The following is a 24,001-nucleotide window of genomic DNA, read 5'->3' on the forward strand; positions in this document are numbered from 1 at the left end:
TAAATTTCATCCAGGTAGGTTTTGATTTTTTAGGAAAAAGGTTTCTCCTAAAATGACTCCGTTTTCATAATTTTGATCGTAAAACAATTTCCTGATTTTTAGGTAAAAAAACCAACTATTTTGATTCGTTAGAAGCTAGCACATCTAAATCTACAAGCAATGAGAAATAGTTATTTATCCTTTGCTCAAGGTGTAAGCATCCTTTGTCTGACTTTACAAAGCGCTTCTGTCCTGGCTGAAACATCACAACCTACTAACAGTTCTGAGCCAGTTGTAAACCCGACAGTTTTGAAAGTACAAACCAGCGTCATTGAACCTTTGGAACCTAGTTCAGGAATACTTACCCCGATCGCTCAGACTGCGGCTCAAGCCGTTCCTGAAGATGAAATTGCCCGGATACTTTCTTCTGAAGCCCAAGTTACTTCTGTGAGCCAACTTGCGGATGTGCAGCTTACTGATTGGGCTTTCCAAGCACTCCAATCTTTGATTGAGCGCTATGGAGTAATTTCAGGCTATCCTGATAGCACTTACCGAGGCCATTCAACTATGACCCGTTATGAGTTTGCTGCTGGAATCAAAGCAGCGCTTGAGCGAGTAGAAGAGTTGATTGCATCTGGACTAGAAACGCAAGTAACCCGTAAAGACTTGTTAACATTACAACAACTGCAAGAAGAGTTTGCAATCGAACTGGCAACTTTGGAAGGTCGTGTAGATAATCTGGAAGCTAATACAGCAAAAGTAGAAGCCAATCAGTTTTCCACAACCACCAAGCTTACAGGGCTAGTTGTAGCTGCTGTTACCGGAGGGGACTTTAATGGCGATCGCATCATTGATCCTAGAGGTAGAGAAATTGCCAATCAGAACCCAAGTACCACCGTCATCTTTCGAGCTTCCTTAAATCTAAATACCACCTTTAGCGGAACAGATAGGCTGTTAGTTCGTTTAGAGACAGGCAGTCCTGGCGGTGAAGATAACGCTGCTGGATTTCTAGAACCAAGCTTTGGTAGTGCTGTAGACTTTTCTTTACGTTCAGCCATCAACGAAAGACTTCAAATAGCTCGGCTACAATACACCTTTACGCCATTTAAGGATTTTACAGCAACTTTGGGCCCAGTGTTGTCTCCTACAGACTATCTTGATAAGAATAGCTACGCCAACCTCAGCTTTTTAGATTTCTTGACTCTGGGATTAACTAATAACTATATCCTTTTCCCTTTTGAAGATTTAGGAGCAGGAGCAGTAATTGAGTGGAACCCAGATTCAGGGCCATTTACAGTGCGTGCAGAGTATATAGCTCCAGGCGCAGATAATCCCAACAGCAGCTCTACTGCTGGTGGATCGCCCCTTGTGAGGCTATTGTATCCTACTGGCAATAGTAATAATGGCTTGTTCGGAAATCCTAATCAAACCACAGTTGAACTAGATTATTCACCCTCTAATACCTTTGCTGTACGCCTCCAGTACAGTGGCGGCAGTGTCTTCGGTAATCGGTTTGATGTCTTCGGAGTCAACTTTGAACTAGCTCTCTCCCAGCAACTAGGAATTTTTGGTCGTTACGGGTATGGGAGTTACGATAATACTATTTTTGGTGACATTAACCCCAACTACTGGATGGCTGGCTTTTCCTTCAGAGATTTATTCGTGCCAGGTGCTTTAGCAGGTATTGCCGCAGTTCAGCCGTTTATTGAGAGTATAGTAGGTAACGCTACACAGACGAACTTTGAAGCATTCTACAATTTGCCACTTAACGACAACATTCGGATCTCACCTGTAATACAAATAATCACTCATCCTGGAAATCAGGAAAGCAACGGTACGATTGTCACGGGTACTCTGCGGACAAGCTTATTTTTCTAAAAAATTACTTTTTGAGCCAAGCTTTAAGATTACAAGGCAGAATGGCACTAAGAAAAGTTGAAACCTCGTCAGGGCTGGGTGTGGGAGGTGTGGGAGGATGGGGAGGATGGGGAGGCAATGCAGCATTTGTTGATATGCAGTTATTCAATTTCTCCTCTTTCTCCTCTTTCTCCCCACACTTCCCCCACTCCCCACACTCAAAAATCTTGTTATATCAGGGCTTTGCGATTAACTTAGTGCCATTCATTACAAGGCATAAAACACAAATGTATAAAGTAATTTTTTAGTAACAAGTTTGTATTGTTTAGCTCTAAGAGAATGTTTTAAAACTACCGGAAAGTATAATTTTTACATTTTGGACTAGGGTAAGTGCAACGGAAAAATACTAAGATTTTCACAATATACTTAAATGCTTGGATGTGCTAATTTTGATATCAAAAGCCCCTTTCAAAACATCTTTTAACTGAGAAAATAAACTATTCACTAAAAAATACAACCTTGCTTATAAAAATTGACCATTGCTACTATGTTTGTTACTTACTAAACTTACATTATCGATTCTGAAAATACTTGATGCATTTGACAGAGTAAATGAATATGATGTGTCCTCACTGCATTACACACTTTTTGTCCTCTTTCTGCTTCCTGCCTTCTGCCTTATTCACAGTATGGATAGCTTTGAATTTATGTCTCATAAATTTCATAGAACGAGATGATCTTAAACTGTTTTGGCAAAAGTTAAACCTAATTTTAGTTTCGGTAAAAATATCCCTTAGTAAAGTGTTGTTACAAACTCAAACCCAACGATTTTCAATTTGATTTAAACATTCAATCTTAATTATAAAGGTATCAAGTACCTCAACAAAATTAATTACACACCCTGTTTTTCTGTTGACTATCTAGACCAATGAATTTAATTTTGTGTAACTACTTATGACACTCCAATTCAAAATCACAAATATGGCTTGTTCTGCCTGTGCAAACAGAGTTACCAAAGCAATTAAAGCCATCGATAACAACGCCTCAGTTCAGACCAATGCAAAAACAAAGCTGGTCAGTGTAGAAACTCAAGTATCAGAAACTGCAATTAAGGATGCGCTAGCAGCAATTGGCTATCTATCTGCCTAATCATTCATATCCCTACACTCAAGCAATTTATTTCATATGGATACTCTCACGCTAAAACTTAGAGGTATGAGTTGTGCTGCCTGTGCCTGTGGCGTTGAAGAAGCAATTCGCTCCGTTTCTGGGGTGATTAGCTGCAACGTTAACTTTGGTGCGGAATTAGCTACTATTCAGTACGACCAAAAGCGAACCGATCTAGAGAAAATCCAGGCTGCTGTCGATACTGCCGGATACTCATCCTATTCCCAATCTGATGCAGAAATGCATACGGTAGAAGATCGTGCTGATAAAGTAGCCCGTCTGGCAAAGTCACGCGACCTCACGCGCAAAGTTGTACTTGGAAGTACTTTCAGTACTTTAATTGTACTAGGGTCACTGCCAGCGATGACAGGGTTAAGCCTGCCCTTGATTCCACCGTGGTTCTACAATCCTTGGGTACAGTTAGTGCTGGCCACTCCAGTACAGTTCTGGTGTGGTCTATCTTTTTATCAGAACAGCTGGAAAGCCTTCAAATGTCATACAGCGACTATGGACACACTAGTTGCTTTGGGCATTAGCGCCGCTTATTTTTATTCGGTGTTTGTTACTGTTTTCTTTAGCTCTGGTGGCTTAATGCCTGATTTGTACTATGAAGCCGCAACAATTGTCATCACGTTAATTTTGCTAGGTCGGCTGTTAGAAAATCACGCCAAGAGTCAGACTAAAGAAGCTATCACTAAACTCATTAGTTTGCAACCCAAAAATGCCCGTGTCATCCGCAATGGCAAGAAAACTAGTATTCCAATTCAGGAAGTTCAGATCGGCGATATCGTGTTAGTACGTCCTGGCGAAAAAATTCCTGTAGACGGAGAAGTGATTGACGGCTCTTCCACTGTAGATGAAGCAATGGTGACAGGCGAGAGTCAACCAGTCTTTAAGCAATCTGGAGATGAAGTAATTGGAGCCACGATTAATGGGACAGGTGCTTTAAAATTCCGAGCGATACGAATAGGACGCGATACGGTTTTGTCTCAAATTGTCAAGTTAGTGCAACAAGCTCAAGGAAGCAAGACATCAATTCAGCGTTTGGCAGATCAAGTAACGGGATGGTTTGTGCCAGCAGTTATTGCGATCGCGATCGCCACTTTCGTAATCTGGTTTAATGTTACAGGCAACCTAAGTTTGGCAACAATCACCGCAGTGGAGGTACTGATTATTGCTTGTCCCTGTGCTTTGGGTTTAGCTACTCCGATGTCTGTGATGGTGGGAACGGGCAAAGGTGCTGAAAATGGCATTTTAATTAAGGGTGCCCAAAGTTTAGAATTAGCACACAAAATTCAGACCATTGTGCTGGATAAAACTGGAACTTTGACTGAAGGAAAGCCCACTGTCACAAACTTTGTAACTGTCAACGGTACAAAAGACGGCAATGAGCTAAAACTCTTGCAATTGGCAACTTCTGTAGAAAAGAATTCTGAACATCCTTTGGCGATCGCTATAGTCAAGTATGCTCAATCTCAGAATGTAAGTCTACTAGAAGTTAGGAATTTTCAGGCGTTGGCGGGTAGAGGCGTTCAAGGTGTCGTTTTAGATTGCTTGGTGCAAATTGGAACGCAACGGTGGCTTCAGGAATTGGGAATTAAAACTCGTGTCTTGACCGAAAGCAAAGCTGCTTTGGAAGCAGCAGGTAAAACTGTGGTTTGGATTGCAGTTGACGGGGAAATTCAAGGCTTAATGGCAATGTCAGATAGTCTTAAACCCTCCTCAGCAGCAGCTGTTTCAACGCTAAGTCGGTTAGGTTTAGAAGTTGTAATGCTGACTGGCGATAATCACTCTTCTGCACAAGCGATCGCTCAAAAAGTCGGTATCAGAAAAGTATTTGCAGAAGTCCGACCAGAGGAAAAAGTCGCCATTATTAAATCCTTGCAAGGGAAGATAGAAAAAATTCCCAATCCAAAATCCAAAATTGTGGCAATGGTGGGTGATGGTATCAATGACGCTCCAGCATTGGCTCAGGCAGATGTGGGCATGGCGATTGGAACAGGAACAGATGTAGCGATCGCAGCCAGTGATATCACTTTAATTTCTGGAGATTTGCAAGGAATCATCACTGCAATTCAGCTAAGTCGTGCCACCATTCGTAACATCCGTCAAAATCTCTTCTTTGCTTTAATTTACAACCTCACCGGAATTCCCATTGCCGCTGGGGTTCTCTTTCCCTTTTATGGCTGGTTACTTAACCCAATTATCGCCGGTGCCGCGATGGCTTTTAGCTCGGTTTCTGTTGTCACTAATGCCTTACGCCTGCGTTCCTTCCAGCCCAAAGCCAACCTCTAATTGTGTCTCTACAAAAAACTGAACTACCAATATGCAAAGATTACAAAGAAAAAAGATTCGCAGTCAACTTATCGGCTTGAGTTTATTGCTTGTAATTGTCACCATTTCAACTTTAGTAGCGTATAATCCCATACACTTACCACAGAGTAGTCAATTTAGCAGAATTGAACAACCATTTTTACTGAAACTAACAGTTACCTTAGCAGGGTTGGCACTGATTTGTTTGGAGCTATCGTGGTTTTTGCTCAGTCAAGACCGAGTGGGGACAAAACTAGCCAGTCAAATATTTACACTGCTTAGTGGTCTGCCAAGGCAACTTCGCATTGTGGCAAGGTGGGGAGGCTGGAAAAGTAATTTCTCCTCCAGTACCCTACGTTCGCCCAGTCTCCTCTATCAAGCAATTTTGGATTGGTCGAGTAATGGTAGTACACCACACCAACTTTGATCGGTTGAATGGTGCATTTATATGCACCATTTTTTCTCCCTGTTTAAGTTGTTAAATAGCAATAATTTACACTTAGACTAAGATATTTGCTTTGGACTTAAAACGACAATTTCAGAGAATAATGTTTGGAAATTTTCTCTTCTAAAGATTGATGAGACAAAATAGACAAACAGTTCAATTTTGAATTGATTCAACCCTTCGTATTAATTCTTGAGAGGTAGAAATGTATTTATTAAGAAATCTTTGTATTACAGCATTTTTTGGCACAGTTTCTTTATTTATTGTTCAACCAGCAAAAGCTAGCCTAATTACGTTCGATGACCTAGCATCTGGTCAAACATCTTTTGGTTTTGATGGTGATGGTGACAAAATCGATGATGTCATTTTTACTACAACTAATCCACTTGGATTTAACATTAGTGGGCCTGGACTTAACCAAGTTTTTGTCAATGAACCAGGACTGGAAGGAACATCATTACTCGATCCTGATTTAAAAGTTGATTTTTTGAAAGGTGCTAAAGATTTCCTCAGCTTTGGTTTTGCTCTGGATAGCTTTGAAGGTTCAAATACCTTTGCAGCTTTCAACCTCTTTGATTCAAATGGCAACTCGTTGGCTTCTACCCAAGAGTTGGGTGTTCTGGGAACTAGCGACTTTCCAGAAGGAAAGATACAGCTTAATTTCTCAGGAGTAGCGGCTTATGGGACATTGAACTTTAGCAGTAATTTCGGGCGCTATATTATTGATAACTTTGAAGGAAATTTCGGCTCTACAGAAGTTGTAACTTCCGTTCCCGAATCCGCTACTATTCTCGGTTCAGGAATAGCTTTGGTCTTTGGTGCGCTTTTTCACAAAAGAAAACGAAAGTAGTATGCCTAACAGTCAAGATTTCTACTCCATAAAAAAGGTATTTGTATGTTACAACTGTTGGTTAAAGCTGACTAATATGCTACCAAAAGCTTTATTATTTCATGAAATTACGGCTTATTTTGCAACTTACCCAAGAACCTCTGATCTAAAAGACAAGAAGCTTTAAAATCCTCATTTCTTCAAAGTGTTGTGGGACTAGGGCGTGTTTTCAAACCTCTGATGGTGAATCCTAGTTCACAAAAATCCCCTGAATGGTAAATAAAATACCGAAAGCATTCTTGGAAACTACTGGATTTTTCATATAACTAAAGAGTCTGACCCAAAATTATCTTTTGATTGAGGAAATATTTCTATGACTACTGAGGAAACTTTAGAACACAACAAAGCATTTATCCGAAATCATTTTGAGGAGTTCGTTAATCGAAAGAACTCTGCTATTGCTTACCAAAACTTCGCACCAGATTACTTAGATCACAATGAGCCTTATGGAGAATCGGTTGGTTTTGAACCTGCCAAAGATATGATTGAAGAGGTATACGTGAAATATCCCGATTTGCACGTCACTGTTGAGGACATTATTGCTGAAGGTGACAAAGTAATGGTGCGTAACGTCTGGCGTGGAATAGATTCTTCCACGGGCAAAAAGATCGAGTTCGCAGGTTTTGTACTTTGGAGATTAGCTAACGGTAAAATTGCCGAGCGTTGGGCAACGATTACACCTCCTTCTGAAGTTGGTTAGAACAAGTTGAAGAAGGCAGAAGGCAGAGGGCAGAAGGTTTTACTTTTCAAGGCGTCACATAATATCAACAAAAGTGTTCTATTTTTAATAAGCTTCAAGATAATTAGATTAACACCTATTTATTTTGTGAGGTTGAAGGCGATCGCCTTCAACCTCACAAAATAAATTAAACGGTAAATACTGATTGTTTCGGTTGGTCTTGACTAATATTAATTTAGATGCCTTTGTTATATAAAATGTTTCCTTGAAAATAGCAAATATCATTTAAGAAAAAATCGAGATATTAAAAACAAAAAAAACAAACTTACTCCAAAATATAAACCATTGCAAATATTTTTGTACTGTTTATACTCAATTATAAATATTAAACTAAAAGGAAAAACTAACTTACATGAAATACACAGATAAAACAATGGAACTAATTACAAATAAATCTTTCACACGTAGGAATTTGCTGATTGGGAGTTCATTTTTAACAGGCTTAGTTGCAAGCAGCACAGCCTTGTTCAACTTTGGCAGTAAACCCGCATTGTCGAAAGACCCGCAAGAATCAGGAGAATATTTAAAGGCGTGGCAAAAAAAGAAAATACATCGGATAGAAGGTCCGGGATTGCATCACTTTGCCCTGCTTTCTTACGATATCGAAGCAACAATCCGCTTTTATGAGCAAGGTTTTGGTGCTCGTAAAAGGTATGACTGGAACTCTGCAAAAACAATTCTTCCAACAGGCGAAGTTTTCAACGTCATTGGACGCCTTCAACTTATGGATATGGGCGACGGTAATTATGTAGAACTCATTTCAGGAGGTAAACCTGCCAGCGAACGAGTCGGATATGATGTATGGAATCACATAGCCCTGCGTTGCGACAGTGTAGACCGTTATTACGAGCGTGCCATAAACGCTGGAGCAAAACCTTACAATTTCGTGTACAAAGACCAGATTTGGGACGGGCGGCCTGCTGACTTTGAGGTGACTGGTAGTTTCTATGGAGAACCAACCATTAATGTCCGCCTTGCCTATTGTCGGGGCATTGACGGCGAGCTAATTGAGCTGCTTCAAGGCAACCTGCTTTAACTACACAGGTGCATTAATACTTAGTGTGATTGACTTAAACGCGAGCCAGGTCTAGGTTATGAAAGAAATGGCAGGCTTATTAAGCCTAAGAGTTGGTGACATAAGGGGGAAATTGGGACAAAAAGGTAGAGGGACTTTTCTATCCCTTGCTCCTTGATTCTTGGAACCTCTTCTTTTTTTCCGCTCTTTGCTACACGATGGTTTAGAAATAAAAAATAACTTACATGAAAGACACAGATAAAACAATGCAAAGAAGCCCAAAAAATCCATTCACGCGTCGACAATTGCTGATTGGGAGCTCGTTTTTAACAAGTTTAGTTGCAAGCACTGTAGGGTTATCTACATTAAGCTCCAAGCCCGCATTGTCGCAAGACTCAGGAGAATATTCAGGGACATGGAAAAAAAAGAAAATACATCGGATAGAAGGTCCGGGGCTGCATCATTCTGCCCTGCTTTCCTACGATATCGACGCAACAATCCGCTTTTATGAGCAAGGTTTTGGTGCGCGTAAGAGGTATGGCTGGAACTCAGCGCAAACAATCCTTCCGACAGGGCAATTTTTCGATGTGGTCAGGCGCGTTCAACTTATGGATATGGGCGATGGTAACTACGTAGAAATCGTTGCAGGAGGTACACCCGCCAGCGAGCGAGTGGGATATGATGTATGGAATCATATAGCGCTGCGAGCCGACAACACCGACCTTTATTATGAGCGTGCCATAAAGGCTGGTGCACAACCCTACAGTTTCGTGTTTAATGACAAGACTTGGAACGGGGAGCCTGCTGATTTCGTTCTGAGTGGCGACCCGAGCGGCCAAGCAACTCTTAGCGTCCGACTTGCTTATTGCCGAGGCATTGACGGTGAACTTATTGAGATGGTTCAAGGAAAAGTACTTTAACCACACAGATATGAATGGTACTAAGATAAGCGCAAACCCGAACATGACCGACTTTTGAGTTAAAGGGGTAAGGCAAAAAAGTAGCTTTGAAATCAAGATACGAGCGAATTAACATAGGCTAGATTTTCTCTACACCCTCATACCCCTACACCCAGTCCTGGGAAGAATTTCATCTTTTATTAGTGAGATTCCATACAGGTGCATCAGTACTTAGTACAGATGGCTTTATAGTTAGCGGAAAAATACGTAATTAAATCCGCACAATTAAGTTCTTTGAAGACCTCGAGCAAATAGGATACAAATCATGGTAACAACAATGAAGGCAGTCCGCATACATTCTTATGGGGAGTCGGACGTACTTCTTTATGAAGATGCACCGCTTCCTAGACCCAACGCAGGTGAGATGCTGATTCGTGTATATGCTACAACTGTCAATCCCTTAGATTGGAAAGTCCGTGCCGGATATATGCGCTCCATGATGGACTTTCCCATGCCGATAACTTTGGGATGCGACCTAGCCGGCATTGTCGAGTCTGTCGGGACAGGCGTTACAGACTTTAGAGTTGGCGATGCTATTTATGGTATGCCCCAAGCAGAGATCGGTATGTATGCAGAATATGCAGTGGTACGCGAGTCTGATGTCGCAGCAAAGCCCAGATCCTTAGACTTCATTGAGGCAGCTTCAGTACCAGTAGCCGCGCTGACTGCTTGGCAGTCGTTGTTCGAGGTAGGTGGTTTAACTCCGGGACAAACTGTTCTCATCCACGGAGCGGCCGGTGGAGTTGGCTCGATGGCTGTGCAACTAGCAAAGACTAAAGGATCTCGCGTTATTGGTACCGCCTCAGCGAGCAACCACAAGTTTGTCAGCGATCTTGGTGCTGATGAAGTGATTGACTACAAGACAACACGCTTTGAAGATGCGATCAAAGATGTGGATCTTGTGTTGGACTTGATCGGTGGTGAAACACGAGAACGCTCTTGGCAAGTTATCAAAAAAGGTGGTACTTTAGTCTCCACCGTCCCACCTTTCCCATCTGACGAAGACGGTGCTAATTATGGTGTCAACGGAAAAGGAATTGGAGTCCAACCTAGTGCAGAGCAATTGAGAGCGATCGCCACTCTGATTGATACTGGAAAGCTCAAACCCTTAGTTGACAAAGTTTTGCCCCTTTCTGAAGTGCGTCAGGCTCATGACTTGAGCCAAAGCGGTCATGTGCGGGGGAAGATAGCTCTCCAGGTCAGATAATACTTAGAGTTTAGCGTAATCGATGTGACTAGCATTCCTGCGCTTGAAGCCAGTTTTTCAATAGGAGTCCAAGTAGCGATCGACCAGAAATGTATATTATCTTGACTCCGCTAGCCTAAATGAGTTGAAACTCAACAAAGTTTGTTAAGTGCTAAAATGCTTTCCCTGTATACTTCATGGACTTAGTATACATTTTTGTTCGCTTGCTACCAAAACCCATAAGTTGAAAACACTAACCGAGAAGTCTTCAAAGTTAAACAAACAAATCATTTAATTTGAGTTGAAAAGTATGAGCAATCAAACGTTTGACTATATTATCGTTGGGGCTGGTACAACAGGCTGTGTTATTGCTAGCCGTCTGAGTGAAAATCCAGCTATTAACGTTCTGCTGCTGGAAGCAGGAGACACAGATCGCAAACCTGCTTTCCGTAATTCGGACTTGCGCTCTTTTTTCACAGACGCATGGAACACGGAAGCTGATTGGCAATATGTTACTGAGGAGGAAGAGTATATTGGTGGACGCAAATTGCCCATTTCACAGGGTAAGGTTGTGGGCGGTGGCAGTTCAATCAATGGCATGATTCATGTACGGGGTAGCCGACACGATTATGATTACTGGAACTATCTGGGCTGCGAGGGCTGGAGCTATCGTCAGGTCTTACCGTACTTCAAAAAAATGGAAGACTATGCGGGCGGTGCTTCTGAATATCATGGAGTTGGCGGTCCAATTCGCATTGTTGATTATACAAACCCATCGCCTATTTCCCAGGCCTTCATAGAAGGAGCAGTTGAACTAGGATTTAAATCTCCACCCTGGGATTTCAACGGCGCAGAACAAGTGGGTGGCGTAGGCATGTATCAATATGCCCACACTAAAGATGGCAAACGATGCAGTGCTTCTGTTGCATACTTGGAACCGGCTTTAAACCGTCCGAACTTAACGCTCCAGACAAAGGCTTATGTAACTCGTCTTTTGTTGGAAGGGACACGCGTTGTCGGAGTCGAGTATCTCCAAGAAGGCATCGTACATACGGTTGTGGTAGAGCGTGAAGTTATCTTAAGTGCTGGGCCATTTGTCTCACCCAAATTATTGATGTTAGCAGGGATTGGTCCTGCTGACCACTTGAAGGCACATGATATTGCTGTTGTAGTAGATTTGCCAGGGGTTGGAGAAAACTTGCAAGATCATGTACTGCTTGATATCGGATATGAATGCAAACAGGAACAGCCTGTACCACCTGTAATCACCGAAGTTGGTTTATTTACTCATAGCCGTAGTGGTATGGAGGATACCGCACCTGATTTACAATTCGAGTTCAGTCCCTTTATGTTTGGCCAACAAGAGCTTTTTATTGGGGGTACACATTTTAACTGCGTACCAACCCTTCTACGACCGCATAGTAAGGGCAGTGTCACCCTGCGTTCTAAAAATCCAATGGATCTGGCAATTGTTAGAACAAACTACATGCAGTTTGATATTGATATGGAAACGCTGATGAGGGGAATTGAACTCAGCCGTGAAATAATGAGTACGCCTCCCTTCGAGAAGATGGGCATTAAAGAATTATCACCCGGATCGCAGGTCAAAACAAAACAACAATTACGTGAGAGCATCCGTCAATTGTGCAGAACCGAGTGGCATCCCTCATGCACCTGCAAAATGGGACGTGATCCTATGGCGGTAGTTGATCCGCAATTGCGAGTGTACGGAATTGAGGGGCTACGAGTGGCAGATGCTTCCATCATGCCTGCGGTTGTAAGTGGGAACACGAACGCTGCATGTCTGATGATTGGTGAAAAAGCAGCAGATATGATTTCACAAGGATCGGATTCGAGGTTACAACGTTTCAGTGATGAGCTGTCTCCTTCTTCCTTGCCTCTGGGGCTACATTCCCAACTCGAAAAAGAGTCAAGAGTAATCGCTCTGGCTGATAAAGTTTGAAGGTAAAACCTAAGCCGGAGTCTCTCCCCGTGGGAAGACTTCGGTGAGACTAAACCCACTAGCTTGACTATGTAATTAAGAATTTTAGGATAATTCTATGCCAACCACATATACAACTGTGCCGAGTCCTACGGAAGCGACCTTTGATAATACCTTGCAAGGGTTACGCAATTACGATCCAGTCTCTTTCGTGGCTAATCTTGTACAGACCTACGGCGATATTGTACGTCTACCTTTTGGAACTCAAGACATTTACTTACTTAATCATCCTGACTTTATCCGCGACGTATTCGTTAACAAGTCTAGCTATTTTGCTAAACGCAAAGATACAACTTCAGAAGGAACTTACTTACACCAAATAAGTGGGATCTTACCTCTGTTTGAGGGTCAATTAGGTACAACTTATGCTCCAATAATGGTCGATGCTGCTCTACATACAGATGGCCGTTGGGATGCTATCCACCAGGAACATGACCTGCTGAGGGTGGATATTTACAAGGAAGTGATGCGTATTACGCTGGAGATTGTTTTTAAGACGCTGTTTCAAGCAGATGTGGAAGCAGAAGCTGGAAAAGTTGCTGATGCAATTGTCACAATGGATGTTGGCTATGGCTTTGACCCGATCGCTGCATTGCTAAATGACTTGGTACCCTCTACACCCGTGTCTATGACACCAGAAGCGGAGGCAGCCCGTTCTTATATGCTGAACTTGATGTTAAGCCTGATACAGGCTCACCGTGCTGACCCACCTGATTCTAAGTCTCTGTTCTTTTGGTTGTTAAAACAACAGGTGAACGGGCAACTTACTAGTGATGAGCAGATCGCCGATCAAGCACTAAAAATAATGTTTTCCATGCATGAAGTGACAGCTACAACCTTGTCCTGGGCGTGGTATCTACTCTCACAATACCCTGAGGTTGAGGCACGGTTACACGCGGAGCTTACAAGCGTATTAGCTGGACGTACACCAACTTTTGAAGATTTGCCGAACCTACCCTACACAGAGATGCTACTCAAAGAGGTACGACGACTGTATCCTTCTGTATGGATCGTCGGACGTTTTGTTCGGGATGATGTATCATTTGGTGATTATCTGGTGCCAGCTGGCTCAATTTTGCTGTTTAGCCAGCGCTTGCTGCATCGCGATCGCCGCTACTTTCCCAATCCCGATCGCTTTGACCCTTTGCGCTGGACTCAAGAGGCACAAGTAGCTCGCCCAGAGTTTTCCTATTTTCCCTTTAGCGCTGGTCCTCGACAGTGCGCTGGTCGAGACTTCGCGCCGACAAAAGACGCGCTAATCTTAGCAACTTTGGCACAGCACTGGCAAGCACGATTAGTACCTGGCCAACAACTCGAACCATATCCCCAGAAGTCATTTACACCTCGCTATGGCATTCAAATGACACTACATCGTCGATAGAAATTTTTTGATCCTAGATGGCTGGGTTTGCATCCCAAAACCTTTTTGTGCCAGATACTTTGGCTGGTATTGGTGCAGCTCAGCCGTTAAGATTATTCTCTGTTTCCAGCTATTGGTAACTACTTTGAGATAAATAGCGATCGCTATTTACAGATATTTTCAGTTAATTCAAAGTCAAACTTTGATATTTTAAAACCTAATATTTATATTTAATTACTTATAGTAAATGCGTAATTTAGAAGGAATTTAATTTTTATATTCACTATATATTTATTAACATAATTACTAAAAAAAGAGGTTTTTCTGTTGTGTGGAAATTTTCTTTGATCGCTTTGAGCTTTGCACAAGTTTTGCTACTGGCTTCTTGCCGTTATACTTCCAATAATCCTACATCTACCTCTGCACAGGCAGCAACGCAGATCCCAGATACGGCTGTAGCTCTGCCGCCAGCATATCTCATTTCACCAATGAAGGTTTTGCAGAGCGATAAATACTCTGAAGGAATTGTCTTAGACAGTGAGGGCAACCTCTACTTCTCTCAAACTAAAGCTGGGACAATCACAGTTATAACTCCTCAAGGCTTCACTAAAATCTGGGCTAAAGTCCCAGGTGCTAACGGTCACAAGATTATGCCCAATGGCACTCATATTGTTGCTGCCAAAAACTCGGTAGTACAGCTAGATACCAACGGCAAGCTCCTAAAAGTGATTGCAAAAGAATTTAATGGCAAGTCCTTGGAGTATCCCAATGACATTACTATTGATTCACCAACAGGAAGTTTTTACTTCACTGACTCGGGTAACTCAAACCTCCAAACTCCAAACGGCTCAGTTTACTATGTGGACTCTACAGGGAAAATTAACTTAGTCGTTACCGGATTAGCTTTTGCCAATGGAATTGTCGTCACGCCCGATCGCAAGCGGCTGTTTGTTAGCGAGAGCAATAAGAATCAAATCTTAGTCTATGATATACTGTCACCGGGAAAGGTAAGTTCGCAGAAAGTGTTTGCTCAACTCCCTGTCAAAGAGGGAGAGCAAATTGACAACAAGCCTGACGGTATATCCCAAGATGCCACGGGTAATCTTTACGTGGCTCACTATGGTATGGGTCAAGTGCAAGTTCTCAATCCTGAAGGCAAGCTGATCCGCCGATATTCGACTGGTAATCTCACCACCAGCAACTGCGCTTTTGCCGGTCAAAAGCTCAAACAGCTATTCGTGACTGGCGGTATAAAAACAGAAGACGGTTATGGAGGAATATTCCGCTTGGATATTGGCGTACCTGGATTAGATATCCGCTAAATGGGAACAGACTCCCGCTATCCCGTTACAAAAGAGACGGCAGCATCTATAACTTTGCCAAAATAACACATAATAAGGACTTACTTAACTACAAGTATGAATCAGCATCAGGCGAAAAAGAACGCTGACGTACTCTGGTTTCTTCTGTTGAGTCAAGCATCCTTTATGCTCTAGGTGCAGAAAATAAGAGTTTGAGAAGTAAAATTTGGGAATTTCATACTCATATTCAGCAAGCCTAAGTTTTTGATTGAATCAGGTCGAGTTTAAAACTTAGTTCGGTATACAGTAGAACCGAAAAAATGCAAACTTATTTCAAAACTTTAACCATTGTATTTGTGATTGTGTTTTGTAATTCTTAAACTAGAGACAAAATTAGGATGGCAATTGGCAGAAATCACTCACTAATCACAGTTGCCCTTAATTTTTACATACTAACCAAATCTAGTTAAGCACACTTTTCCCACTATTAATTCAGCTACTAGGGAGAAAACACTAACCGCAAAATTAACTAACATATCCAACGACAAATTCAAAGGAGAGACACATGAATTTGCAAAATAAAGTTGTTATTATCACTGGGGCTAGTGGTGGGATCGGGGAGGCGGTTGCGAAGGAGTTAGATGCAGCAGGTATGAGTCTAGTACTCACAGCGCGATCGCAAGATAAACTCGAACGGCTGGCCTCTAAACTACAAAACGCCAAAGTAGTTCCTGGTGAGATCACAAATTCTGAATTGCCACAGAAATTGGTAGATTTTGCTATCCAAACTTTTGGTCAACTTGACGTAGTTTTCAACAACGCAGGCGTGATGACTGTAGGCCCAATTGAAAGTGTTGATATCGAAGCAATTTGCCACATGGTTCGAGTCAATGTCGAATCTGCTTATAGAATAGCTTACACAGCATTGAGACACTTTAAACAATCCGGCAGTGGATTTTTAATCAATACTTCAAGTATTGCTGGGCTAAAAACAACCCCACAATTAGGCGCTTACTGCGGTACTAAATTTGCCATTGAAGCCTTTACGGATTCCCTGCGTGTAGAGCTTGCAGGAACTGACATTCGTGTATCAAGCATTGCTCCAGGTACTGTAGATACTGGCTTATATGAGAAGTGGGATGAGGAGCAAAAGAGTTTCGTCTATTCCGGAGGTGTACTGCAATCAGCAGACATTGCTCGTTGTGTTCGTTTCATATTAGAACAACCAGGTAACGTTCTGATTCCCAGGCTCTTGGTAGTTCCAGCTGCTGAACCAGTATAAAGCTATGGTGAGTAGGTTTTAATTTACACTCTTGAAAATATACAAAGGATACAATCATGAGTACAGAAAAAAGAGTTGCAGTGATTACAGGAAGCTACAAAGGTCTTGGTTTTGAGATTGCTAAAAAATTGGCAAAGCTTGACAATATTCAAGTGATTATAACTGGTCGTGACAAAGCAAAAGGATTGGAAGCTAGCGAAAAATTGGCTTCACAAGGTCAAGAAGTAGACTTTCTACCTCTTGATGTCACTGATGATAAAAGTGTTGAAGACTTTGCAGCTGCATTACGCAAACAGTATGGGCGAGTAGACATATTAGTCAATAATGCAGGAGTAAACCCTGCAAAAGAACCGGAGGAAAGCAGTCTTATTACTGCCAAATTGGATACAGTTATCTCGACATTTACAGTCAATACGGTTGGTTCTTTGCGTGTGTCTCAAGCACTAATTCCCCTGATGAAAGAGCGTAATTATGGGCGCATTGTTAATGTATCTACTGAAATGGCAACCTTGAATTTTATCAGTAATGATTTTTATCCTCTCGCTCCCTCATATCGACTGTCAAAAATTGCTTTAAATGGACTCGCTTCTCTATTAGCAAAGGAATTGAAAGGCACTAATATTTTAGTCAATAATTATTCTCCTGGATGGATGAAAACTGATATTGGAGGAGCAGATGCGCCCTTGACCGCAGAAGAAGGCGCAGAAACAGCTGTTTATTTAGCTACACTGCCAGATGGTGGTTCTCAAGGTGGCTTTTTTGCAGAGATGAGAAAGTTTGGCGGGCCATTTCCTTTGCCTTGGTAACAATTACTTTCAGGATAATATGAGTTAAGGGAGATAATATCAAGTCTAAATGAACACTTATAATTGAAACTGATGTCAAAAGTTTTGATGATAAGCAATCAACCAGACATGATACCAAATTTTAGAATTGCTCCAGCATCCTTAAGTTTGGATATATGCAAACAAAGCTTGCCAAATTTAGCGGGCTTTGTTTGCATCATTAATATTTCATAAAAAACTTAATTAAATTTTTTTTGTTACCAAAATTTGAATTTTATCTATATCTAAAGGATTGGCTTATAACTCCGTATATAAAATTATTAGTTAATCGATCTAGTAATATTTGATAGTTCAATAGAATTAATTTTAATTTAAAATTGAACTTAAAACTATAAAAATATAACTTACAAAATAAAAATATATTGAGAAATAAAACCTCAGTTATACAATGACTAAATATTCAATTAGTTCAAAAACTTCTGCACAAAATTTATATACTCTAACCTTGGATGAACCTCTATTAGAAGTAGACTCTTTAGATTGGGAATCACGAATGGCAAGCTTGGTTGGCTTTGAAGAAGAATCTCTTGCTATTGAAGTCCCGGCTTTAAAAGATTCTACTGCTTTAGAGCAGTCAGTTTCACAACCACAAGAATTTAAGACTAAACAACTTCTCTCATCTAACCCATTTGCCAAGTTAGGCTTGGTGGGGACTGCTACCTTAGTTATAGTTTTGTTAGCGGCTGGGTTTTTATCCCAGCTGATGGACACCAGCAGTCAAAAGCCAAAAAATAATATTGTTGTCTCACAAGTGCGATCGCAACTAACTACTGTATCCAGTTCTCAAGAGCTAGAAGAAGAAATAGAAATTCTGAAAACGAAATTAGCCCTGACTGAACAAACAGAATTGATCAAAGCTACACAACAAAATCTTAAAAGTAAAAAGTTAAAGCCTCGTCAGCTTGTAGCCACTTTAAATGTAGAACCGTCAGGTGATAGAAATAAACAGCCAATTAAACTGCAAAGAACACCAACACCTATACAAAGAGTTTCTCGGTCTGAGATAGCTATAGTTAAACGAGTACCTCAACCTTTACAGTTGTCATCTGTAAAGCCAGACACTCAATCAGTGGTTAATTTTACTCCACTACCCACACCAAACCCAATCCAAGAATGGACAAGGTTAGCAAAGCTAGGTAGCTATGGTCAGGTAAATTTCACTGGTAAACCAAATAGTAGAATTACTAATTATGCAGATAAACAAAATACACAGGTGGCGCGACAGATACCAAATTCTAATGCTAACCGAATCCAATCACGGACAACTTCTATGGTGAGCCAAGTACAATCACCAAACTCAAAATTGGTAGCAGTGGGAACTACCGCTAAAGCTGTATTAGCAACAGCTGTATTTGGGGAAACTACTAAAGCAAAGAATAACAAAAATCAAGACGGAAACAAAAACGTATTTGTTGTGCGATTGAAACAACCATTAAAATCTGTAGATGGTGCGATCGCTTTACCTGCTAACACCGAGTTATTAACTGAAGTTCGTTCTATTTCCCAACAGGGTTTATTAAAGCTGGATGTAGTGAAAGTCATTGTGCAAAATAATCACACCCTCACAGAAAAAAGCTTACCGCAAAATGCTATGATTATTCGCGCTCCCCAAGGTAAACCTTTAATAGCAAACCAATTTCCCAATCAAGGATCATCCATTGCTGGGATGGATGTAGGAGTATTTTTTTTAGGTGCTGCTGGTAAAGCAGGAGAGTTATATAATCGTACTGATTCCCAAATTACTATAACTAGCAACAGCGCAGAATATACCACTAATAACTCTAGAGGCAACATTTTAGCAGGTTTGGTAGAAGGCGGGATAAACACTATAGTTCCCAAAATTTCTCAGCGAAATCAACAGGCTATCTCTCAACTAAGGATGCAACGTACTAATATTTGGTTTTTGCACGCAGGCAAAGATATTGAAATATATGTCAATCAAGCCATGCAGTTTTAGATTTTAGTATTAGAATTTTTGTCTTCTACAGCGACAATTCAAAAGCTACTTTCAGATCCTAACTGTTTAATCAATAGACATGCCTTAAAATTGAAGAATAATTCAGAATTTAGCAGTCAAAATCAATACACTCTCTACAAGACGCTACGCATAGCTTGCTTCTGGGCAGGAGTAGGCGGACACGGTTTAGCTGCGCTTATCCGCTAGTCGTACAGAATTCAGAAGGAATTCTGTTTTGATAAGACAGGTCTAGTATTTAGGTGACGCAAGTAGGAATCAAGAAATTTGAGATTCAAGCACAGTCCGTTTCCTACCCAGAAAGCATGGCAACAATCTCTTTACGCCCACTTTTTTTGGCAATATCTAAAGGAGTGTCTCCGTTCTTACTTTTGATGTCTAAGCGAGCACCTGCGTTTACCAGAAGCCTGACTCCTTCAATATTGTGCTGCCAAACTGCATCGTGTAGGGCAGTATATCCGTTATAAGGACCCTGAGCATCTATATTAATCCCATATTCAATCAGAATTTTCATGACCTCTGGATGTCTCAAATAGGCAGAGGCATGGAGTGCAGTAGCCTTCATATTTGAGTCAACCGCGTGAATAAGCTATTCCACATTTAAGTTGCAATAGTAATATTACCCTTATTCTTAATTTTTCTTCCCCATTTAATAATTAATTCTCCTTGATTTAACAGCTTATTAAGTAAATTTTTTAGTTCATCGACTGATTTAAATAACCTGTGGGCTACATATTCTTTAGCTGAATGCCATACCAATTCTACTAAATTCATATCTGGGCTATATGCCGGCAGAAAATATAGTTGAATGTTTGGCAACTCTTTCTCAATTGCCTCTATAATTACTTTCTTTTTATGGTAACTAGCGTTATCCAGAATAATTAAAATTACTGGGCCATTCTCGGAAAAATTAGATTCTAGATTTCCTGCTAAAACCCATTCTTTTTTCACAAATTCATTTAATTTTTTTAACTGCGCATAAAAAATTTCACCATTCCCTTTCTCAATGAAATAACACATTCTCTTGCTGTCGTGATATCTTACTCCTCCCATTATATTTACACGCCCGCGACTCCTCTGACCTGTTACTTTTTTACTCGAACCTTTTTTGCTCCAATTTTTACGTCTAATTACCCTGAGACTAAAACCACTCTCATCCCAAAACCAGACTTGTAACCTTTCAGGGCAAGACTTTGAAGCTTCTAGATATCCAAGCAGTTTTTCTTTAAAGACCTCTCTTTTTATCGGATCTTGCTTATCCTCTAGACTGTATTTTGCCCAAAGGTAAGCATACTTTTTTTGCTTTAATATTCTCCTGACTTGTTCTCCGCTTAACTTAATATCAGTTCTTTTGTCTAAATATGTAGCTAATCTTGCTGTTGTCCATCGTCCAAATTCATAGCCTAATTCACTTGGTTCTTTGTCAATAACTTCCATTAATAATTCAATATATTCATTTGTTGCTTTCTGGTAATTTCCTTTTCTCCTGCCATCTTTTAGACTTTCTAAATTGTCTGGATCACCATGAACACACCAATATGCTACACTTCTACATGAACAGCCTAAAAATTCACTTATCTCCTGATAAGTTTTTCCATCATTCATCAGAAGTAACATCAATATTCTCTGTATAAATTGAGAGCGATCGCTATCTTTTAAAGCTTTTTGTAAATTGTCTTTTTGAGATTGAGCTAGAAACCCTTTAGCAGGCATGATAACGCTATAGACACGGATATATCTATTTTACCATTTATGCAATTTAAATGTGGAACAGCTTATCAGCACCAGCGTCAAGGAGTAGTTTTACCATTTCTGATTGGCCATTAGCAGAACTGACAAGCAAGAGGCTATTTCCACTACTGTCTGTTTGGTTAACGTTGACGCCAGTTTCAATGAATTTTTTAGCGTCTTTAAGGTTGTTATTAATTACCGCAGCTACTAAATTAGTACTCATATTTGTAGGATTAAAAACTTGAAGGCTGTTTATTAAACAACGAAAAGGGTAGGAATAAAGCAATGTCTAATGAGGAACTACTTCACATTTATGCATTATTAAAATCATGCGTTATATGAAATAATAATACCTTGATACACCTCAATTTATATCTTTAGAACCATTGAAAAAAACTTTTGTGCATTGAAACCAATATTTTCAAGGAGCGATTTTTTCAATAAGAATGATTCAATAATTTTTATTTTGTAATTTCTATTATTTTAACTATACTTAGTATTGCTGCTAGGCTGATGGGAAAACTTCACTCTCACTATCTCTGCTTGTAATACTTCTTGTTTCTCGAATTTGATGAAGTTCATTAAGCTTTCAGCTTTTTCTTGAGTTGAACTTTCTAATTTCACTAAAGGCATTTCCAGCCAGCAGCTTCGGCAGAACCAGTACACCTGGTTATTACTAATATGTCGTAGAAGCCAATGGGAGCAGCAAGGACAATTTTTCATATGATCTGCTGGTTGAGAGTTGATTTTTAACTGCTGATTGCTCTCAAGCTTTGATTAATTAAGGATTAAATCTGACGAGCAATAGACTTATTGCAGAGCTTTGCGAAAGGATAAAGATTAAAAATTCAAGGAAAATTCGGTTTTCTTAACCATTTTTTTATTCTTTTGTTCCTAACTATTATAAAAGGTAATTTTGCAAGAGGTTTAATAACCCAGTGGGGCATTGCTGAATTCAAGTATTAAATTTAAAAGTTCAATATTTTAAACTGTTTCATTTGCACCTTTGCACGAAAATAAATTCATACTGAAAATCAGCAACGTCTCAATATGAGCAATTACCCCTTGCTGCTACAAGATTATTTGCAACGAATTTTAACTTGGTGAACTACACAACCTAACTGCTATCTAGATCGGCAATCAGCACAGAAATTATTTGATTTCATCTGAACGTCTAAGTTAGAAAAATCGAAAATGATTTTAATACGATTCGCAAGTTGAAACTAAAGTTATGTGTATCAAACCATTGTCTATTTTTGCAACCGAACCATTTTCGCTTTTTAACATAAGTACTTCATTAGCAACAGTACTCTTATTAAAAATTGCAGCAATTTCTTGGATACAGGCTTGCAATCGTTGAGCTTCTACAAAAGTTACAGTTGTCGATTCCTGGTTGATTAATTCGTTTGAGTTTGCCTTTTGTGGGACTCTTTGCCAACATGGGATGCTCTTACTCCGATGCGACCTTCGCCATGTTTGCGGGGTTGTATTGTGGAGGCGGAGAAATTGGCGACCGAAATGGCGTCTATCTAGATAGCCCACAGCTTCAGCAATCTGCTCTACCGACTGGTCTGTTTCGATAAGTAGACGGCGTGCCTCTACCATACGACGCTCAACAATCCAACAGAGTACGGTTTTTCCAGTCTCTCGCCGTACAAGATCGGTGAGGTAGGCAGGGGATCGATTAACCGCCTCAGCCACCTCTCTAAGACTAATTGAATTATGATAATTTGTCTCAATAAATCGAAAAACATGGCTTAACAAAGGTTGGGACTGAAGGAAGAACTTTTCAAAACTTGTCAGTATCGCTGTATTAATAGCGATGTTAACGTTATAAGAGTCAATGCCATTTAATAAGTAATTAGAGTCCATCACTTTAGCCTCATTTATTGTATTAAATACACTTGGGTTTCATCTCAGATGATCTGAACTTGAGTAGAGTTTAAACGTTTCTCATTTGATGTCAGGTCTCAGTTAACCTCCAAAAAATAATTTATTTAATGTTATAGTTTTCCCTCATTCATTTATAAATTTTCACTGATAACTAATTTGGTGAACGCCTGATCCAATACAGCAATTCATCAGATGCATGAACGTCGCGATAAAAGCTAAGTTGCTCGCATTTGAAGTAGCATGCACCTCGATGTCCACGTCGAAGCAAAGTTTCGTTTCCCTTGGCGATGACTTCGTTCGTTTCATCATCGAAACAGTTCCATTCAGAGTAGATAACTTCACCATTGAACATAATAATTGGCCAAGCTATTGTTACACTTGGTTGAGCAAGAATTGCCCAACGATTTACTTCTCTATTTGTTGCTGCGGTTCTACCATAAAAAGGTCCATCAGCACAGAAATATACAAGATTATTGGCATACTCACCTGCTAAAATGTCTCCCCGTCCTTGTCGTAGTGCTTCACAGTGGGTTGGCCACCAATGTTTATTTTCCTGTTCTACTTGCTCTAAGCTGTATTCTAGAGTTGTTTCAGGTAAAGTATCATTACGTAGAGAAAGATATATCTCTGCGTTTCTGAGTAGTTTTACTGCTAGTTCATTAGAAACCAGCTCCGGCTTGGAGTAATCTACTAACAGCTCATTGTAGTAGTTAGTTCGCTTCGTCATTTTAAGCCTCTACAATCTGCAACCAATTTTCTTTGTGTATGCGCTTAATCATAAATGCCTATAATTCTTGTTTGATGAAACCTTGGACAACCCAGTTTTCTGTATAATCTCATGTGGAATCAGTATTAGCGTGGGGTAGTTTTCATAAAACTAGTTGTCAAACTGACGACTGAGGGAGACGTTAAAGAGTAGAAAGCGAATACCTTTGTTACCTTATTGTGCGGCATCTAATTTTTTAGATGCCCTTAATACTAAATCCATGTGTAACAAGGCTTGAAACTGAAAAATCATGAGAAAATTCACCAGGTTGAAAGGACTGGTAATAAAAAAATAAAC

Annotated in this window: 21 protein-coding genes; 15 read left to right on the top strand and 6 right to left on the bottom strand. The window is 40.3% G+C overall.

The features are described from left to right. Nucleotides 1-159: 159 nt before the first annotated feature. The 15 genes from CDG76_RS06060 (at nucleotide 160) to CDG76_RS06130 (ending at nucleotide 19,296) form a co-directional block, all read left to right on the top strand. A complete protein-coding gene (locus tag CDG76_RS06060; RefSeq protein WP_094348173.1) occupies nucleotides 160-1,857 on the top strand; it encodes an iron uptake porin in 1,698 nt (565 codons plus the stop codon). A gap of 933 nt (nucleotides 1,858-2,790) precedes the next feature. Beyond that, entirely contained in the window at nucleotides 2,791-2,985 is a 195-nt protein-coding gene (locus CDG76_RS06065) for a heavy-metal-associated domain-containing protein (protein WP_094348174.1), read from the top strand. 36 nt (nucleotides 2,986-3,021) lie between these two features. Next, complete coding sequence (locus CDG76_RS06070; protein ID WP_094348175.1) at nucleotides 3,022-5,298, top strand: heavy metal translocating P-type ATPase; 2,277 nt, start codon at nucleotides 3,022-3,024, stop codon at nucleotides 5,296-5,298. Between the two features lie 31 nt (nucleotides 5,299-5,329). Beyond that, nucleotides 5,330-5,743, top strand: coding sequence for a hypothetical protein (locus CDG76_RS06075; RefSeq protein ID WP_094348176.1), 414 nt, complete (start codon nucleotides 5,330-5,332; stop codon nucleotides 5,741-5,743). 223 nt (nucleotides 5,744-5,966) lie between these two features. Next, nucleotides 5,967-6,611 carry a PEP-CTERM sorting domain-containing protein gene (locus CDG76_RS06080; RefSeq protein ID WP_094348177.1) on the top strand — a complete coding sequence of 215 codons (645 nt, stop codon included), beginning with the start codon at nucleotides 5,967-5,969 and terminating at the stop codon, nucleotides 6,609-6,611. Nucleotides 6,612-6,963: 352 nt separating this feature from the next. Then, nucleotides 6,964-7,350: an ester cyclase gene (locus CDG76_RS06085; protein WP_094348178.1), complete on the top strand. Its 387-nt coding sequence runs from the start codon at nucleotides 6,964-6,966 to the stop codon at nucleotides 7,348-7,350. 391 nt (nucleotides 7,351-7,741) lie between these two features. Then, nucleotides 7,742-8,425: a VOC family protein gene (locus CDG76_RS06090; protein WP_094348179.1), complete on the top strand. Its 684-nt coding sequence runs from the start codon at nucleotides 7,742-7,744 to the stop codon at nucleotides 8,423-8,425. Nucleotides 8,426-8,649: 224 nt separating this feature from the next. After that, nucleotides 8,650-9,324, top strand: a complete 675-nt coding sequence (locus CDG76_RS06095; RefSeq protein ID WP_094348180.1) for a VOC family protein — start codon at nucleotides 8,650-8,652, stop codon at nucleotides 9,322-9,324. Nucleotides 9,325-9,628: 304 nt separating this feature from the next. Continuing rightward, complete coding sequence (locus CDG76_RS06100) at nucleotides 9,629-10,570, top strand: NADP-dependent oxidoreductase (protein WP_223265148.1); 942 nt, start codon at nucleotides 9,629-9,631, stop codon at nucleotides 10,568-10,570. A 289-nt stretch (nucleotides 10,571-10,859) separates the two neighbouring features. Next, nucleotides 10,860-12,512 (top strand): GMC family oxidoreductase, encoded by a 1,653-nt coding sequence (locus CDG76_RS06105; protein WP_094348182.1) that lies wholly within the window; start codon nucleotides 10,860-10,862, stop codon nucleotides 12,510-12,512. 97 nt (nucleotides 12,513-12,609) lie between these two features. Beyond that, a complete protein-coding gene (locus tag CDG76_RS06110) occupies nucleotides 12,610-13,932 on the top strand; it encodes a cytochrome P450 (RefSeq protein ID WP_094348183.1) in 1,323 nt (440 codons plus the stop codon). Between the two features lie 308 nt (nucleotides 13,933-14,240). After that, the gene (locus CDG76_RS06115; protein ID WP_223265149.1) at nucleotides 14,241-15,233 is read left to right on the top strand and encodes an SMP-30/gluconolactonase/LRE family protein; all 993 of its coding nucleotides are present in this window, start codon (nucleotides 14,241-14,243) and stop codon (nucleotides 15,231-15,233) included. A gap of 544 nt (nucleotides 15,234-15,777) precedes the next feature. Beyond that, entirely contained in the window at nucleotides 15,778-16,494 is a 717-nt protein-coding gene (locus CDG76_RS06120) for an SDR family oxidoreductase (protein ID WP_094348184.1), read from the top strand. 56 nt (nucleotides 16,495-16,550) lie between these two features. Next, nucleotides 16,551-17,300: an SDR family oxidoreductase gene (locus CDG76_RS06125; RefSeq protein ID WP_094348185.1), complete on the top strand. Its 750-nt coding sequence runs from the start codon at nucleotides 16,551-16,553 to the stop codon at nucleotides 17,298-17,300. Nucleotides 17,301-17,727: 427 nt separating this feature from the next. Then, nucleotides 17,728-19,296 (top strand): TrbI/VirB10 family protein, encoded by a 1,569-nt coding sequence (locus tag CDG76_RS06130; protein WP_094348186.1) that lies wholly within the window; start codon nucleotides 17,728-17,730, stop codon nucleotides 19,294-19,296. Nucleotides 19,297-19,606: 310 nt separating this feature from the next. Here CDG76_RS06130 and CDG76_RS06135 read toward each other — a convergent pair whose 3' ends face one another. From CDG76_RS06135 to CDG76_RS06160, 6 genes are all read right to left on the bottom strand, one after another. Continuing rightward, entirely contained in the window at nucleotides 19,607-19,879 is a 273-nt protein-coding gene (locus tag CDG76_RS06135; RefSeq protein ID WP_223265150.1) for an ankyrin repeat domain-containing protein, read from the bottom strand. Between the two features lie 35 nt (nucleotides 19,880-19,914). After that, complete coding sequence (locus CDG76_RS06140; protein WP_094348187.1) at nucleotides 19,915-21,027, bottom strand: IS630 family transposase; 1,113 nt, start codon at nucleotides 21,025-21,027, stop codon at nucleotides 19,915-19,917. A gap of 46 nt (nucleotides 21,028-21,073) precedes the next feature. Continuing rightward, the gene (locus CDG76_RS06145; RefSeq protein WP_094348188.1) at nucleotides 21,074-21,268 is read right to left on the bottom strand and encodes an ankyrin repeat domain-containing protein; all 195 of its coding nucleotides are present in this window, start codon (nucleotides 21,266-21,268) and stop codon (nucleotides 21,074-21,076) included. Nucleotides 21,269-21,528: 260 nt separating this feature from the next. Beyond that, the gene (locus CDG76_RS37105) at nucleotides 21,529-21,678 is read right to left on the bottom strand and encodes a hypothetical protein (RefSeq protein ID WP_190240775.1); all 150 of its coding nucleotides are present in this window, start codon (nucleotides 21,676-21,678) and stop codon (nucleotides 21,529-21,531) included. Nucleotides 21,679-22,245: 567 nt separating this feature from the next. Continuing rightward, nucleotides 22,246-22,917 carry a helix-turn-helix domain-containing protein gene (locus tag CDG76_RS39345; protein WP_094348190.1) on the bottom strand — a complete coding sequence of 224 codons (672 nt, stop codon included), beginning with the start codon at nucleotides 22,915-22,917 and terminating at the stop codon, nucleotides 22,246-22,248. Between the two features lie 172 nt (nucleotides 22,918-23,089). Then, nucleotides 23,090-23,665, bottom strand: a complete 576-nt coding sequence (locus CDG76_RS06160) for a hypothetical protein (RefSeq protein WP_094348191.1) — start codon at nucleotides 23,663-23,665, stop codon at nucleotides 23,090-23,092. Nucleotides 23,666-24,001 lie beyond the last annotated feature (336 nt).

This window comes from Nostoc sp. 'Peltigera membranacea cyanobiont' 210A (genome assembly GCF_002246015.1).
Classification (GTDB): Bacteria; Cyanobacteriota; Cyanobacteriia; order Cyanobacteriales; family Nostocaceae; genus Nostoc.

Bases quoted from the DNA above. Each gene is read 5' to 3' on its own strand.
- CDG76_RS06085 (WP_094348178.1), top strand. From the start codon at position 6,964: ATGACTACTGAGGAAACTTTAGAACACAACAAAGCATTTATCCGAAAT.
- CDG76_RS06125 (WP_094348185.1), top strand. From the start codon at position 16,551: ATGAGTACAGAAAAAAGAGTTGCAGTGATTACAGGAAGCTACAAAGGT.
- CDG76_RS06090 (WP_094348179.1), top strand. From the start codon at position 7,742: ATGAAATACACAGATAAAACAATGGAACTAATTACAAATAAATCTTTC.
- CDG76_RS06130 (WP_094348186.1), top strand. From the start codon at position 17,728: ATGACTAAATATTCAATTAGTTCAAAAACTTCTGCACAAAATTTATAT.
- CDG76_RS06120 (WP_094348184.1), top strand. From the start codon at position 15,778: ATGAATTTGCAAAATAAAGTTGTTATTATCACTGGGGCTAGTGGTGGG.
- CDG76_RS06095 (WP_094348180.1), top strand. From the start codon at position 8,650: ATGAAAGACACAGATAAAACAATGCAAAGAAGCCCAAAAAATCCATTC.
- CDG76_RS37105 (WP_190240775.1), bottom strand. From the start codon at position 21,678: ATGCCTTTAGTGAAATTAGAAAGTTCAACTCAAGAAAAAGCTGAAAGC.
- CDG76_RS06110 (WP_094348183.1), top strand. From the start codon at position 12,610: ATGCCAACCACATATACAACTGTGCCGAGTCCTACGGAAGCGACCTTT.
- CDG76_RS06080 (WP_094348177.1), top strand. From the start codon at position 5,967: ATGTATTTATTAAGAAATCTTTGTATTACAGCATTTTTTGGCACAGTT.
- CDG76_RS06060 (WP_094348173.1), top strand. From the start codon at position 160: ATGAGAAATAGTTATTTATCCTTTGCTCAAGGTGTAAGCATCCTTTGT.
- CDG76_RS06140 (WP_094348187.1), bottom strand. From the start codon at position 21,027: ATGCCTGCTAAAGGGTTTCTAGCTCAATCTCAAAAAGACAATTTACAA.
- CDG76_RS06100 (WP_223265148.1), top strand. From the start codon at position 9,629: ATGGTAACAACAATGAAGGCAGTCCGCATACATTCTTATGGGGAGTCG.
- CDG76_RS06145 (WP_094348188.1), bottom strand. From the start codon at position 21,268: ATGAGTACTAATTTAGTAGCTGCGGTAATTAATAACAACCTTAAAGAC.
- CDG76_RS06065 (WP_094348174.1), top strand. From the start codon at position 2,791: ATGACACTCCAATTCAAAATCACAAATATGGCTTGTTCTGCCTGTGCA.
- CDG76_RS06105 (WP_094348182.1), top strand. From the start codon at position 10,860: ATGAGCAATCAAACGTTTGACTATATTATCGTTGGGGCTGGTACAACA.
- CDG76_RS06070 (WP_094348175.1), top strand. From the start codon at position 3,022: ATGGATACTCTCACGCTAAAACTTAGAGGTATGAGTTGTGCTGCCTGT.
- CDG76_RS06135 (WP_223265150.1), bottom strand. From the start codon at position 19,879: ATGAAGGCTACTGCACTCCATGCCTCTGCCTATTTGAGACATCCAGAG.
- CDG76_RS06075 (WP_094348176.1), top strand. From the start codon at position 5,330: ATGCAAAGATTACAAAGAAAAAAGATTCGCAGTCAACTTATCGGCTTG.
- CDG76_RS39345 (WP_094348190.1), bottom strand. From the start codon at position 22,917: ATGGACTCTAATTACTTATTAAATGGCATTGACTCTTATAACGTTAAC.
- CDG76_RS06160 (WP_094348191.1), bottom strand. From the start codon at position 23,665: ATGACGAAGCGAACTAACTACTACAATGAGCTGTTAGTAGATTACTCC.